The organism is Algoriphagus resistens (genome assembly GCF_001442615.1).
GTDB lineage: Bacteria > Bacteroidota > Bacteroidia > Cytophagales > Cyclobacteriaceae > Algoriphagus > Algoriphagus resistens.
This window is the reverse complement of record NZ_LMXN01000007.1, coordinates 1-14,049: the sequence shown is the minus strand read 5'-3', so window position 1 is coordinate 14,049 and position 14,049 is coordinate 1. Positions and strand designations below refer to the sequence as shown.

Genomic DNA, 14,049 nt, shown 5'->3' with positions numbered 1-14,049 from the left:
TTTTTATGGTAAAGCTCATTAATTCAAAATGGTTTCAGCATCCGATTTTTTGGATGCTGTCAATTTATGCCATTGGGAGTTATTTTTCTATTTCTAATGTATTCAAGTTTATAGATGTATTTTATGCCTTACTTTTTCATATTCCACTGTTCTTCCTGGTATATGCCAATTTGAGATTTCTCATTCCCAAATTCCTCGATCAGAGCAAGTACCCCCTGTATTTTCTCTGCGTTCCTCTCCTTTTACTACTTACGTATGTGGTTCATGAAATTACCTTTGAGGTAGTGTTTCCACTGATGGATTCGGAGTTTTACATGGTTTCATTTACAGAGTGGGAGATCTTGGTGACTATTTTTGTGATATATCTGACCCTGACTACGCTTATCAAGTTGTCACAATCCTGGTACATACTTCAGCAAGTGGAAAAAGATAAATTGTCTCTCGAACTCAATTCTCTGAAAACCCAGATTAATCCCCATTTTTTATTTAATAGTCTCAATAGTATCTATTCTCAGGCTTTGGCCAAAAGTGACCAAACTCCAGAGACGGTACTGGAACTTTCTAATTTGCTTCGATACATGCTATATGAAGTAGAAGAGGATAAAGTACCCTTGGTAAAGGAAGTTGAAATGCTTGAAAATTACATAGAATTGCAAAAACTGCGATTAGAGGAAGGTTCCAGGGTTGACTTTACAGTGAAAGGTAATCTTGAAGGTGTAATGATAGCTCCGCTGTTGTTATTTCCATTGGTGGAAAATGCATTTAAGCACGGGATGAAAAATGATTCCGAACAAGCGTTTATCGTTATCCAACTTATTGTTGATAAAACTATCTCCTTTACGATCAAAAATAACTTGGGACAAATCGATGATATAGAAAAAGGAAAATATGGGGGCATTGGGCTGGAAAATGTAAAAAGGAGGCTTGAGCTTATTTATCCAACCACTCACAATTTTCAAATTCTAAAAACTGAAACGGAATTTCAAGTTAAATTGACCCTGATATGATAAGATGCGCAATCATAGATGATGAGCCACTTAGCCGGGATGTTTTGAGACAGTTTATTTCAGATCATCCAGATCTCATCTTGTCTGGAGAGTATAAAGATGCACTGGAGTCAATGGCAGGGATCGAGACAGATCTTGTGGATCTACTCTTTTTGGATATCAATCTGCCAAAGGTCTCCGGAATCAATTTTTATAAAACTCTTGCAAATAGACCACAGGTGATTTTCACAACGGCGTATCCGGAATTTGCTTTGGAGGGATTTGAGCTAAACGCTGTGGATTATCTGATGAAACCCATTCCTTTTGACCGTTTTTTGCAGGCTATTCAGAAAGTCAAAGAGCGGCTAAAAGTGCATCATGAACCACCTGAGCATATTATGTTGAAGGTGGATAAAAAGTTGTATCGTACAGCTTTTGAGGATATTTTATTTTTCGAAGCTTTTGGGGATTATGCCAAAGTGTATTTGGAAAATCAGGTATTGATCATTACCACCACAATGAAGAAAATGGAAGCAGAGTTACCAAAAGAGCTTTTCGTGCGGACACACAAGTCTTTTATTATAAATACATCTAAAGTTGAATTTATCGAAGGAAACCAAGCCAAAATTGGAAACAAGCTGATCCCAATTGGCATGAGGTATCGCGAGAGTCTGTTAAAGCAATTGAATTGAAAAGTGAGAGCTAAAGAGATTAGCTTTTTCATTGAGAGGCTAATCTTTGCTGTTTCCCTGCATCTAGCTAATTTAGCGATCTAAAATCACCCGAATGAAGTTGATAGAAGTTGTCACATCTGCCCATCAGAAGGAGTTTATTGAGATGGCAGTAAGATTGTATAAAAACGAGAAAAATTGGATCAGGCCTCTTGATGCTGATATCGAGGGGCTTTTTCATAAAGAAACCAACAAGCTTTTTCGGAATGGGGCAAAGGCCAAACGCTGGCTTCTGCAAAATGAAGCCGGAGAAACCATAGGTCGTGTGGCAGCTTTCATCAATCCAAAGATGAAAGAAAAACAACCGACAGGCGGGTTGGGTTTCTTTGAGTGTATCAATGATCAAGCCGCTGCTTTTTTACTTTTTGATACAGCAAAAGCCTGGCTGGAAAGCGAAGGTATGGAGGCCATGGACGGTCCGATCAACTTCGGAGAGCGGGACAAATGGTGGGGGTTGCTCGTGGACGGCTTTACTGAGCCGAATTATAATATGCCCTGGAACTTTGGCTACTACCAGGATTTCTTCGAAAAATACGGTTTTCAGATTTATTTTAAACAATTCACTTATGCCAGACCTGTGCAGAATCTAGGCTTTGATGACAAAATGAAAGCTCGTGCTAAGGTAATTATGGATGACCCCGATTACGATTTTCACTACCTGAGAGGCAAAGAGCTTAAAGAAAAAGCACCGGAATATTTTATGACGGTATATAATAAAGCCTGGGCACGTCATATGGGGAAATCTCTTGCACTCAAGGAAGCCCAAATGATGTTTGCCAAAATGGCCCCCATTATTGATGAAAAGCTGATTTACTTTGGGTTTTATAAAGGGGAACCCGTTTCGTTTTTCATTCAGATTCCGGAAATCAACCAGCTCTTCAAACATGTGAATGGAAAAATGGATTTGATCGGTAAACTCAAATTTCTTTGGTATAAGACCTTTTCACCCCCTAATAAAATGCTCGGACTGGTGTTTGGTGTAGTGCCAGAGCATCAGGGGAAGGGAGTAGAGAGTGCCATGATCCTTAGTTATGATAAAATGAGCGGCAAGCCTTCATTCCCTTACAAAACTATAGAGATGAATTGGATCGGGGATTTCAATCCCAAGATGATGCGGGTTTGTGAGCAGCTTTTGGCAGAGATTTATAAGACTCATCACACCTATCGGTACTTATTTGACCGGACTAAGCCTTTTGAACGGCATCGGATATTTGATTGATTTCGTCTAGTCTAACTTCACTTTACAACCTTTAAACATTTTAACTTTCCAATTATATAGATGAAATCGAGCATGACGAAAGCGTCACACACTGGGATGATTATAATGCATGCGAGATTCCATATGACCACTGAGAAACAAAAAATAAACAGATGAAATCGAGCATGACTCCAGCGTCACACACTGGGATGATTATCTCCCATGCGAGATTCCATATGGCCTTTAAAAGACAAAATATAATCATATGAAAAAATACGATGTAACGGGCATAGGAAATGCCTTAGTAGATATTGAATTCAAGGTAACAGATCAGTTTTTTGCTGACAATGCTGTCGAAAAAGGGCTGATGACACTGGTGGACGAAGAGCGTCAAAATGCCCTAATGCAAGTAATTAATACAGAGCAGGCCAAAAAACAGTGCGGGGGATCGGCTGGAAATACAGTAATTGCGGTTTCGCAGTTTGGCGGCAAGGCCTATTATTCCTGCAAAGTAGCCAATGACGAACTTGGTCATTTTTATATGAATGACATGAAAGATGCAGGTGTTTCACATAACCTCAGCGAAACCAATTTGGCTGAAGGGATCACGGGAAAATGCCTTGTGATGGTGACAGAAGATGCAGAGCGAACAATGAATACTTTTTTGGGAATCACGCAGACCTACTCTAGTGCGGATGTCAACGAAGCTGCAATCAAAGATTCAAAATATCTATATATAGAAGGGTACCTGATCACTTCGCAGAATGGTAAAGAGGCAATGAAGCATGCAAAGGAAGTGGCAGAGGAAAACGGTGTGAAAGTGGCTTTGACATTCTCAGATCCTGCGATGGTGAAGTACTTCAAAGAACCAATGACTGAAGTAATTGGAGCTAGTGTGGATCTGCTTTTTGCAAATGAAGAAGAGGCAATGATTTTCACCGGAAAAGATACGCTGACAGAAGCCCGGGAAGAAATGAAAAAACTGGCAAAGCATTTTGTGATTACCCAAGGGAAAAACGGCGCTTTAATCTATGATGGAGATACGTTCATAGACATAGAGCCTTATGCAATTACCGCGATAGATACCAATGGTGCAGGTGATATGTTTGCAGGAGCTTTTATGTACGGCATTACCAACGGTCACAGTTATGCTTCTAGCGGGAAACTTGCGTCCATGGCGAGCTCAAAGATTGTAGGTCAATTTGGTCCAAGGCTACAGTGGCATGAAGCGAAAGACATTTTGGCGAAGCTAAACCCCTAACATAAGGCTCTGGAATTGATTTTTCAGAGCCTTATTTTTTATTAATATTTTATCCTAAATTTTTAGATTACAATAATTAGTATTTTTTTAGGGTAAAATTGCATAAAATGATTCGGCAGAGTCTGAATAGGTTTTTAAGGACTTTTTTTAGTAGACCACCTAAATGATTTTAACTAACAGAATAAAATCCAATAAACTATGATGAGAAAACTTACTGCTTTGGGATTGATGACAGGGATGCTAAGTATTCCGACTTTTGCCCAGACCAAAATTGAATTCAAGGAATTTGACTTGGACAATGGGCTGCATGTGATCATGCATCAAGATAATACCACACCGATTGTGGTGACTTCAGTTCTTTATCACGTGGGATCTAAAAATGAGCAGCCTAACAGAACTGGCTTTGCACACTTTTTTGAACACTTGATGTTTGAAGGATCTGAGAATATTGAGCGCGGTGAGTACATGAATATTATTCAAGCACATGGAGGGACTCTGAATGCCTACACTTCCAATGATATTACCTACTACTACGAATCGCTTCCTTCTAATGAGCTTGAGTTGGCGCTTTATATGGAAAGTGAGCGGATGCTTCACTCGAAAGTGGACCAAATAGGAGTGGAGACCCAGCGTGAAGTTGTAAAAGAGGAAAAGCGTCAGAGTTATGACAACCGGCCTTATGGTAGTATCCTGATCGAAACGCTAAAAAGAGCATACACAGAACATCCTTACCGTTGGGCTCCAATTGGATCGCTGGAAGATCTAAACGCCGCATCTATCGAGGAATTCCAACAATTTTACAAAGACTTCTATGTGCCAAACAATGCTACACTGACGATCGCAGGAGATATAGATTATAAGCAGACAGAAGAGTGGGTGAAAAAATATTTTTCAGAAATCCCAAAAGGAACAAAGCCAATCTATAGACCTGATATAAAAGAGCCAAAAAAGACTGCCGAGGTCAGAGACATTGTGTATGACAATATTCAGATTCCGGCAGTGATTCAAGCGTATAATCTTCCTCCAAAAAATGATGCTGATTCTTACGCACTGTCTATGCTCTCCACCTATTTAACCGGAGGGAATTCTTCTTTGATGACCAAGGAACTGGTTGATAAGCAGCAAAAGGCACTTGCCGTAGCGGCAATTCCTCTTGAATTGGAAGATGGAGGGATTTTTATCATGTATGGTATTACTAATATGGGGGTGGAGCCACAAGATCTTGAAGCGGAAATAGACCGACTGATCAAGCAAGTTCAAGCAGAAGGGATTTCTGACAGAGATTTTGAGAAGCTTCAGAATATCATGGAGAATAATATTGTAAGTGGTAATTCCTCTATGGCAGGCGTAGCTGAGAATTTAGCCGAAGCTCACGTGATGTTTGGCGGAGCTGGCTATGTAAATAAAGTACTGGAGGCCTATAGCAAAGTTACGAAGGCTGATTTGCAGCGTGTAGCCAAAGAGTATCTGACAATAGATGGCCGGGTCGTCCTGTATTATCTGCCAAAACCAGCTGAACCAGCTCAGTAATTGATTCACCTTAACAATCGAAATGACATGGAAAAAATAACAATAGCCTTTGTATTGAGCCTTTTGGTGTCTGTCGTGAGCTTTGCTCAGGTGGACAGAAGCCAGTTTCCAAAAGCAGGGCCAGCACCCATTATAAAAATTGGTGAGGCTGAAACATTTACACTTGACAATGGTCTGAAAGTCTTTGTGGTAGAGAATGATAAACTTCCGCGGGTATCCTTTACGCTTGTACTGGAAAGAGATCCCCTATTTGAAGGGGATAAAGCCGGATTAACTGGCTATGTAGGTCAGATGATGATGGCTGGAACTACCACACGCACCAAAGATCAGATAGATGAGGAAGTGGATTTTATCGGTGCTAGTCTTGGGGTATCTTCAACCTCGATTTCTGCCTCTTCGCTAAAAAAGCATCAGGATAAAATCCTTGATTTAATGGCAGATGTACTTTATAATCCTGTTTTTCCTGAGGAAGAATTGGAGAAATTGAAAAAGCAATCCCTCACAGCTTTAGCTACCAGTAAGGATGAACCTAATGCTATCTCTAGTAGATTAACCCGAGCCATGGTATATGGCAAGGATCATCCTTATGGTGAGGTAGAAACTGAGGTTACTCTTAGCAATGTGACTGTGGAGGATGTGAAAGAATATTACAATACTTTCTTCAAACCAAATATTGCCTATTTAGCTATTGTGGGAGACATGAGTAAGTCAGAAGCTGAGGAAGTGGTGAATACATATTTTAGCGATTGGAAACCTGAAGATGTACCAAAGTTTACCTATGATTCTCCATCACCAGCCAGTAAAAATATAGTTGGATTGGTGGATCGTAGTTCTTCTGTGCAAACGGTGATTGATATTGCTCAGCCTATTGACCTGACACTTGGGGACGAGGATTATATCTCTAGTAGAGTATTGAATCAAATATTTGGTGGAGGATCTTCCTCTCGGCTGTTCATGAATCTTCGCGAAGATAAAGGCTATACCTATGGTGCATATTCTTCTTTCTCTGCGGACAAATTGATCGGGGAGTTTTCCACAAGTGCTTCAGTACGAACAGAGGTGACTGATTCGGCGATAGTGGAATTCATTTATGAAATCAATAGGTTAATAGATGAAGGTGTAACTCAGGAAGAATTGGATAAGGCTAAATCAAACCTTGCAGGCTCATTTGGAAGATCTCTGGAAAGCCCTGCAACAATTGCGAATTTCGCCTTGAATATTGAACGGTATGGGCTTTCGAAGGATTACTACGAGACTTATTTACAGAAAATGAATGCTTTGACCGTCGAAGATATTAATCAAACTGCTGATGATCTGATAGATCCTGACAAACTCTACATTACTGCAGTCGGAAATGGTGTAGAGATCAAGGATAAGTTGACGCAGTTTGGAGAAGTCAAAATGTATGACAATATGGGATTTCCAGCCAAAGAAATGGCTGCGGTGGATGCGGAAATGACTTCAGCAAAAGTGATAGGTAACTACATTGCTGCCATCGGGGGCATGAATAAAGCTTCTGCAATCAAATCAGCAAAACTAAAAATGCAGGCAGAAGTGATGGGCACGCAGCTGACAATTGAATTGATCCATGACGATGCCAATATGCGCTTTGCACAGAAAACTTTGGTGGGGGGGAATGTGATGCAGACCTCGGTAGTAAAAGACGGGAAAGGTACTGCCAGCGTACAGGGCCAATCCATGGCGATGACAGACGAACAGGTGGACGCTGCGAAATTGGGGACATTCTTTATTCCAGAATTGCAGTATGAAACCATGGGATACACGCTGACGCTAGACGGTATTAAAGATGTGGAGGGTACTCCTGCGTATAAGATTATTGTGGCTACACCTTTGGGATCATCTGTCAATAATTATTACTCAGTGGAATCGGGCCTGAAGATCAAAAATGAAAATCCTGTTTCAGGAGATACATTCTACAGCGATTACCAAGAGAAGAATGGAGTTTTGATTCCCATGACCCAAACGATTAAATCAGCGATGATTCCCGCACCTCTTGAGGCAAAAATTACAGATCTCGAAATTAATCCTGAATTGACAGAAGAGGATTTTAACTAATACACGATGAAGAAGACCAGAATACTATTAGCCTTAGGGCTGTTGACAATGCCATTTATGTCCCATGCAAGAGCAAGTGATAGTGAATCGGTAATTAAGGTAGTTACGGAAAATTCTGTGAAAGAAGTGATCGACAACTACGTCAAAGCCATTGGTGGGGAAACTAAGATGAAGTCTGTCCGTAACATTGAAATGAAAATGCTTGCTGAGATCCAAGGAATGAATCTGGATATTCATAGCGTAGTAGATCAGGAAAATCAAAAGTTGCTGAATGTGACTGAGATGAATGGAAATGTGGTCTCCAAAACTGTCGTGAAAGAGGGAGCGGGCAAAGTGATGGCAATGGGCCAGGAGCAAGTCTTGACAGAACAGCAGCTTGGAGCCTTTAAAAATCAGATGTACGGTTTTCAGGAATTGTTTTTGGACGAACTAGGAATTACTGCCACCTATGAAGGAACCGAAGTGATAGAAGGAGAAGAAGCGCATAAGCTTACCTTCGAATCTGGAGGAGATGCGAATACTACAGAGTATTACAGTGTTGAGACTGGATTGAAGGTGCAGACAGTGTCCAATACGGCAGGGACAATTTCCTATAAAGATTACAAGGAGGTGGATGGATTGATGATGCCTATGACATTGGTTATTTCCAATGCTATGTTGCCAATGCCTTTAGAAGCAAAGGTTACTTTCGTTAAGCTAAATCAGGATTTGGACGATTCTGTGTTCAATTAACCAATAATTTAATTGAAGCAGGAAGGGCTGTCTATCCAGACAGCCCTTTTTGGCCTTAACCGGCTATCCAGTCCATTCGCTTGGGGTTATTTTTTTTGTCAATGAGGAAATAATCTTTAAAATAAAGCGTGCTTGTTGTTTGTAACTCCACTTGGATATCTCTTCCAAATCGATCGATTGATAAGCGGAGTCGATTAGCAGTTAGTTCTTGTGACTTCAGTATATCTCCCGCCATTAGTTTATTGTATGCTTCACTTGCTGGATGGATTTTGGTTATTTTCCCATCTTCTTGAGTGATGACACCAAAATCAGACGATAAGGGATCCGCTCTTGATTTGGTATTCAGTTCAAAGCCTAGTGTACCAAGATGTTTTTCCACTACTGGAAAAATATCTTCCGTACCAGCTATATAGTCTTCGTAAAATTGATTGAAATAAATTGGATGATCGGTCTGTGAAAGTACTGCTTGCCATACTTCTTCGAGCGTATAACCTATTTTTGGTTTTCCGAATCGTTTCCAGAGGATCTTCATTACCTGATGAAGAGAAGATATTTCATCTAACAGCATTGCATCCAAACAAAAAGCAACCAAAGCTCCGTGCGTGTAAATACTCACTTTTTTATCGGGTATTCCAGCTACATATCCATCGATCCAAAGATCAAAACTGGATTCTAAGATAGATTGATTTTGCCAGCCAAAATTCACAGATTCCCTGTTGAGTATTTTTTCAAAAGTTTCGCAATATTCCTTGAGTGAGTAATATCCGGATCTCAAGAGGAAAAGATCTCCCATGTAAGTGGTAACACCTTCTACCATCCATCCCGCTTTATGATAGGCTTCTTTGGAAAAATCGTAGGGTAATATTTCCTTGGGTCTGATCTGGCATACATTCCAAGCATGGTAGAGTTCGTGACAACTCACTCCCATGAGTTCATTCATGTGTTCTCGCCCCGTCAGACTATCGGCAGGGCCAAAAGTGATCACTGTTCCGCGCTGATGCTCCACTCCATGATAATGAGGGTAGGGTAGTAGTTGATAGATAAAATGATATTCATTCACTGGGAATTCTCCAAAAGCTTTAATTTGCTTCTTGGTAAACTGTTCGACTTTTGTTTTAAATTCGGCCAGGTTAAAAAGTATTTTACCTTGAAACCACAGGTGGAATTTGACCTTATCGATCTCAAATGTCTCATGTGTTAATTTTTGCGATGCTAGAAAACTGCTATCTGCTAGTTGCTGGTAGTTGGAGGCAAAATATTGATCGTTTTCTGTCAATAGTGTAGTGCATGACTGGAAGTGGGAAGGGTGGGTTACTTGCACGAGGATTCTCTCCGCAGATTGGCCTTCTACCTCAAGGCAGCAATTGACGAAATTCAGGTAAATCTGCTTATCATCCACCCAGCAGGAACCTGCATCCATCTTAGCACAGTAATATTCATAGTGTACTTGATATTCACCGACATGATCAGGGCTGAATTCCCATAAATCTTTGGTGTGTTTACCTATTGGAATTTGCTTACCGAAGGGTGCTAAGACCTTTAAGTTTCGAATATTTTGAACGTAATTTGCAAGCTGGTATCGTCCTGCTCTCCATGCTGGGAGCTGGAGTCTCACCTGAGAAAGATGCCTTACAGGGATGTATAGTGTGATTTGGATGAATTGGGACAGCGGATTAGTAGCTTGTATGAGGTATTTGATCATATGGAAGTTGCATGAATTCAAACAAATGTTTTTTTGCGTGTTTGTATTTAAAGAAATGGTACTTATCTTTGCAGTCCTTTTTGGGGGTGATTCCCAGGGAACAAAGAATCAGAAAGCAATTAGATAAAGATATTCGATCATGAAAAGAACATTTCAACCTTCTCGTAGAAAAAGAAAAAATAAGCACGGCTTTAAAGAAAGAATGTCTTCTGCTAACGGTAGAAGGGTACTGAAAGCCAGAAGAGCAAAAGGAAGATACAAGTTGACTGTTTCTTCTGAAAAGACATTGAAGAAGTAATTCTTAGCACTGTTTTTCGTATGTTCACGTACGATTTTAGTCCTTGTGATGAATTACAGACTCCCAAAAAGTGAGCGGCTTCATGCCGACAAACTTATCAAGGAACTTTTTAACGAAGGTTCCTCTTTTTTTTTGTACCCATTTAAAGTCCAGTTTTTTGTTAAAAAGGATGGATGTACTGGAACCTCTCAGGTACTTTTCTCCGTTTCCAAGAAGAAAATCAAAAAGGCGGTAGGACGTAATTTTGTAAAAAGGAGAATGCGGGAAGCCTATAGACTCAACAAGGCGTTGCTTCCACCTTCTGCGCCTGCTATGTCCATTGGCTTAATATATGTAAGTTCAGAGCTCATGGAATTCTCTGTAATTGAAACTAAACTCATCCAGGCTTTAAAAAAACTGGGCAATATCGTAAGCGAAAACCAAAAACAGCATGAATAAATCATTGAAAAAATCCCTCCTGATCTTTGTATTGGGGGCTTTTGTACTCACAGGATTTTTTGCATTCAAAGCTAAAAATGACAAGCTATTTGCTATAGCCAAGAATATTGACATTTTCGCGACCCTTATCAGAGAGTTGGATTCCTACTATGTGGATGATATTGATCCAGATGAATTGGTCTCTATCGGTATTAATGCGATGCTAGAAGAATTAGATCCATACACTACTTACATTCCGGAGGAGGATTCTGATGATTATCGTATGATGACTACCGGCGAATATGCAGGGATTGGAGCATTGATTGGTAATCGGGGAGAGGGTAGTATGGTGATTATGCCATATACCGGCTTTCCTGCCCAGACTGTAGGTTTAAAGATCGCTGATTATATCCTGAAAATAGATACAACAGATGTTACCGGTATGGGGACTTCCGATGTGTCTACACTATTAAAGGGCCCTGCGAATACGCCTGTTCATTTACAGGTAAAAAGAGATATGGATACGCTGGAATTTGATGTGATCCGAAAGAAAATTGCTATTAAGAATGTCCCCTATTACGGCAAACTTGATGAGCACATCGGCTATATTAAGCTGGCTGAGTTTACTACCAATGCTTCCACAGAGGTTAGGAACGCTTTGGTTGATTTAAAGGGGCAGGGAATAGATCGCTTGGTGCTGGATGTGAGAGATAATCCCGGAGGATTGGTGAATGAAGCTGTGGAAATTGTCAATCTTTTTGTCCCAAAAGGAAGAGAGGTGGTAAAGACAATCGGGAAGCTTGAAAATGTGAATTACACTTATAAGACTACCAAGACCCCGGTTGACAGGGATATTCCTATAGTCGTGTTGCTTAACGAGCATAGTGCCTCAGCAGCTGAAATAGTGGCAGGTGCTCTACAGGATTATGATCGTGCTGTTTTGATAGGCAGAAAATCTTTTGGAAAAGGCTTGGTTCAGACTACGGTGCCATTGACATACAATGCTCAAATGAAAGTAACTACAGCCAAATATTACATTCCAAGTGGACGTTGTATCCAAGCTATTGATTATTTACAGAGTAGAGAGAACCATGAATTGGTAACTGTGCCCGACTCCCTACGGAAAGTGTTTCACACTAAGAATGGGAGAAAAGTATTGGATGGTGCAGGGATTGAACCTGATGAAGTGGTTGAGCAAAAATCTTATGCGCCTATTTCATATAGTTTGGTAGCAAGAAATCACGTGTTTGATTTTGCCACTGAATATTTCTATAAACATTCGGAGATTGCTGGTCCATCTAGTTTTTCTATTTCTGATGCTGATTACAATGAATTTGTAAAATGGCTTGAAGGCAAGGATTATGACTATACTACCTATTTGGAGAAGTCTGTTGAAGATATGCGTAAAAATGCAGAGAAAGTAGATTATTATGATGAAATCAAAGCACAGATCGATTCTCTTGAGAAAAGAGTGAATCATAGTAAAGAGCAGGATTTGGTGAGCAATAAAGAAGAAATCAAAAAAATTCTTTCACAGGAAATTGTATCAAGGTACTATTTCCAGGAAGGGATGATCGAATCAGGATTACAGGATGATGAGGATGTAATGCTAGCCAAAGAATATCTGAAGGAACCGGTTAAAATGAAAACGGTACTTACCGCTTCATCGAAATAAAGGACATGTCAATTATTCTTTCATTAGAGACATCTACTCCGGTCTGTTCCATTGCACTTCATGAAGATGACGTTTTACTGAATAGCAAATCTCTGGACGTTCCGGGTGCTCATTCTGAGAAATTAATGGATATGATAGATTGTCTTCTCAAAGATTGCAAGCTATCCATTAAGGAAATCAGTGTTGTGGCTGTTTCTGAGGGTCCTGGATCCTATACAGGATTAAGGATCGGTGCTTCAGTTGCCAAAGGGCTTGCATTTGCCTTAGATATACCATTGATAGCTGTCAGTACATTGAAGGCACTTGCTTATGGAACGAAGAGGCAGGTAGAAGGCATTGGCTTGATTGTAGCAATGTTGGATGCACGTAGAATGGAGGTTTATCGTGAAGTGTTTGATCGGGACTTGAACTCTGTTATAAAACTTGACTCAGAAATCATTGATGAACATTCATATTCCGAATTATTAGAAAAGGGTAAGGTTTACTTTGTCGGTGATGCAGTGAAGAAAGTTTCGGAAGTGGTTAACCATCTCAATGCTCTATTTCTGGATGTAGAAATCTCCGCCGAATATATCGGAGCATTAGCCTATGAAAAATTTCAGAACAAGGAATTTGCTGATCTGGCTTATTTCGCCCCGAATTACCTAAAAGAGTTTAAAGCACTTAAGTCCAAAAAGAATCCGTTGTTGCTATGAGTGAAATAGTAAATAGAGTTACGAATAGTCCTATTATTACAATTAACCTTGAGGAAATTTATCCCAGGGAAGAGCGTATGGTTTTTGATCTTAAGCCTTTTCTATTTCAGGAGTTAGTTTTACGTGAAAAGGATTTCCGCGCTAAACTCAAGGAGATAGATTGGAGCCAATATGAAAATAAATGGGTTGCGATTAGCTGCACTGCAGATGCTATCGTACCGAACTGGGCTTTTATGTTGGTAGCAACTTATCTTGATTCTATTGCTCTGGGGTATGCTATCGGAGATTTAAGAGAACTTGAAGTGATGATTTCCGAGCAGTGTTTGAAAGAGTTAGATCTGGAATCGTTTGTAGACAGACCTGTGGTTGTGAAGGGGTGCAGTGATTTTCCTATTCCATTATTCGCCTACGGCAAAATAATTTCCTTGGTACAAAGTCATGCAAAATCCATTATGTATGGAGAACCATGCAGTACTGTGCCGCTCTATAAAAAACAAAAGTCCTGATAATTAAAGAACTGTGAAAATCCTTCTGCTTTTTTGCGATTTTCTTTGTTTCCTCTATTGCCTCTAAATAAAAAAGGTAGATATTTGCACTCCCAAACGACGCAGACGGTGTTGTGGGAACGGGAGGGAAACCTCCAAAGGAGTATTGAAAGGAATTAATTTTGCTTAGGTTTTTGGAAGTCAGCAATGCTGCCTACCTTTGCGGACCTGTCTGAGGATGGGGTAAAGGCAGAGAGGTTAAG

General features: G+C 40.2%; 13 protein-coding genes. 12 read left to right on the top strand and 1 reads right to left on the bottom strand.

All coding sequences use genetic code 11. The features are described from left to right. Positions 1–5: 5 nt before the first annotated feature. From AS141_RS13680 to AS141_RS13650, 7 genes are all read left to right on the top strand, one after another. The gene (locus AS141_RS13680) at positions 6–1,007 is read left to right on the top strand and encodes a sensor histidine kinase (RefSeq protein WP_057938240.1); all 1,002 of its coding nucleotides are present in this window, start codon (positions 6–8) and stop codon (positions 1,005–1,007) included. Continuing rightward, entirely contained in the window at positions 1,004–1,678 is a 675-nt protein-coding gene (locus AS141_RS13675) for a LytR/AlgR family response regulator transcription factor (protein ID WP_057938239.1), read from the top strand. Before AS141_RS13680 ends, AS141_RS13675 begins: the two co-directional genes overlap by 4 nt. A 94-nt stretch (positions 1,679–1,772) precedes the next feature. Then, entirely contained in the window at positions 1,773–2,936 is a 1,164-nt protein-coding gene (locus tag AS141_RS13670; protein ID WP_057938238.1) for a hypothetical protein, read from the top strand. Positions 2,937–3,180: 244 nt separating this feature from the next. Further along, positions 3,181–4,176 (top strand): adenosine kinase, encoded by a 996-nt coding sequence (locus tag AS141_RS13665; protein WP_057938237.1) that lies wholly within the window; start codon positions 3,181–3,183, stop codon positions 4,174–4,176. 201 nt (positions 4,177–4,377) lie between these two features. Then, entirely contained in the window at positions 4,378–5,706 is a 1,329-nt protein-coding gene (locus AS141_RS13660) for a M16 family metallopeptidase (RefSeq protein WP_057938236.1), read from the top strand. Positions 5,707–5,733: 27 nt separating this feature from the next. Next, on the top strand, positions 5,734–7,782 hold the full coding sequence (locus AS141_RS13655; RefSeq protein WP_057938235.1) for a M16 family metallopeptidase: 2,049 nt from the start codon (positions 5,734–5,736) through the stop codon (positions 7,780–7,782). Positions 7,783–7,788: 6 nt separating this feature from the next. Continuing rightward, positions 7,789–8,514, top strand: coding sequence for a hypothetical protein (locus tag AS141_RS13650; protein ID WP_087149421.1), 726 nt, complete (start codon positions 7,789–7,791; stop codon positions 8,512–8,514). Positions 8,515–8,569: 55 nt separating this feature from the next. On the opposite strand, the gene AS141_RS13645 is transcribed toward AS141_RS13650, so the two are convergent. Beyond that, positions 8,570–10,216, bottom strand: coding sequence for a M61 family metallopeptidase (locus tag AS141_RS13645; RefSeq protein ID WP_057938234.1), 1,647 nt, complete (start codon positions 10,214–10,216; stop codon positions 8,570–8,572). A 139-nt stretch (positions 10,217–10,355) separates the two neighbouring features. Here AS141_RS13645 and rpmH point away from each other — a divergent pair, with 139 nt between their 5' ends. Genes rpmH through AS141_RS13620 form a run of 5 tightly spaced genes read left to right on the top strand, consistent with a single transcriptional unit; the run spans position 10,356 to position 13,807 of the window. After that, the gene (gene rpmH / locus AS141_RS13640) at positions 10,356–10,514 is read left to right on the top strand and encodes a 50S ribosomal protein L34 (RefSeq protein WP_057938233.1); all 159 of its coding nucleotides are present in this window, start codon (positions 10,356–10,358) and stop codon (positions 10,512–10,514) included. Positions 10,515–10,562: 48 nt separating this feature from the next. Further along, positions 10,563–10,952 carry a ribonuclease P protein component gene (gene rnpA / locus AS141_RS13635; RefSeq protein WP_057938232.1) on the top strand — a complete coding sequence of 130 codons (390 nt, stop codon included), beginning with the start codon at positions 10,563–10,565 and terminating at the stop codon, positions 10,950–10,952. Then, the gene (locus AS141_RS13630) at positions 10,945–12,606 is read left to right on the top strand and encodes a S41 family peptidase (RefSeq protein WP_057938231.1); all 1,662 of its coding nucleotides are present in this window, start codon (positions 10,945–10,947) and stop codon (positions 12,604–12,606) included. The genes rnpA and AS141_RS13630 overlap by 8 nt, the downstream gene beginning before the upstream one ends. A 5-nt stretch (positions 12,607–12,611) precedes the next feature. After that, positions 12,612–13,301: a tRNA (adenosine(37)-N6)-threonylcarbamoyltransferase complex dimerization subunit type 1 TsaB gene (gene tsaB / locus AS141_RS13625; RefSeq protein WP_057938230.1), complete on the top strand. Its 690-nt coding sequence runs from the start codon at positions 12,612–12,614 to the stop codon at positions 13,299–13,301. Then, positions 13,298–13,807, top strand: coding sequence for a DUF2480 family protein (locus AS141_RS13620; RefSeq protein WP_057938229.1), 510 nt, complete (start codon positions 13,298–13,300; stop codon positions 13,805–13,807). The genes tsaB and AS141_RS13620 overlap by 4 nt, the downstream gene beginning before the upstream one ends. The last annotated feature ends 242 nt before the right edge of the window (positions 13,808–14,049 follow it).

What these genes read in the sequence shown, in the direction of transcription:
- rpmH (WP_057938233.1), top strand. Translation starts at nt 10,356, where the DNA reads ATGAAAAGAACATTTCAACCTTCTCGTAGAAAAAGAAAAAATAAGCAC.
- tsaB (WP_057938230.1), top strand. Translation starts at nt 12,612, where the DNA reads ATGTCAATTATTCTTTCATTAGAGACATCTACTCCGGTCTGTTCCATT.
- AS141_RS13675 (WP_057938239.1), top strand. Translation starts at nt 1,004, where the DNA reads ATGATAAGATGCGCAATCATAGATGATGAGCCACTTAGCCGGGATGTT.
- AS141_RS13655 (WP_057938235.1), top strand. Translation starts at nt 5,734, where the DNA reads ATGGAAAAAATAACAATAGCCTTTGTATTGAGCCTTTTGGTGTCTGTC.
- AS141_RS13670 (WP_057938238.1), top strand. Translation starts at nt 1,773, where the DNA reads ATGAAGTTGATAGAAGTTGTCACATCTGCCCATCAGAAGGAGTTTATT.
- AS141_RS13680 (WP_057938240.1), top strand. Translation starts at nt 6, where the DNA reads ATGGTAAAGCTCATTAATTCAAAATGGTTTCAGCATCCGATTTTTTGG.
- AS141_RS13645 (WP_057938234.1), bottom strand. Translation starts at nt 10,216, where the DNA reads ATGATCAAATACCTCATACAAGCTACTAATCCGCTGTCCCAATTCATC.
- AS141_RS13650 (WP_087149421.1), top strand. Translation starts at nt 7,789, where the DNA reads ATGAAGAAGACCAGAATACTATTAGCCTTAGGGCTGTTGACAATGCCA.
- rnpA (WP_057938232.1), top strand. Translation starts at nt 10,563, where the DNA reads ATGAATTACAGACTCCCAAAAAGTGAGCGGCTTCATGCCGACAAACTT.
- AS141_RS13620 (WP_057938229.1), top strand. Translation starts at nt 13,298, where the DNA reads ATGAGTGAAATAGTAAATAGAGTTACGAATAGTCCTATTATTACAATT.
- AS141_RS13665 (WP_057938237.1), top strand. Translation starts at nt 3,181, where the DNA reads ATGAAAAAATACGATGTAACGGGCATAGGAAATGCCTTAGTAGATATT.
- AS141_RS13660 (WP_057938236.1), top strand. Translation starts at nt 4,378, where the DNA reads ATGAGAAAACTTACTGCTTTGGGATTGATGACAGGGATGCTAAGTATT.
- AS141_RS13630 (WP_057938231.1), top strand. Translation starts at nt 10,945, where the DNA reads ATGAATAAATCATTGAAAAAATCCCTCCTGATCTTTGTATTGGGGGCT.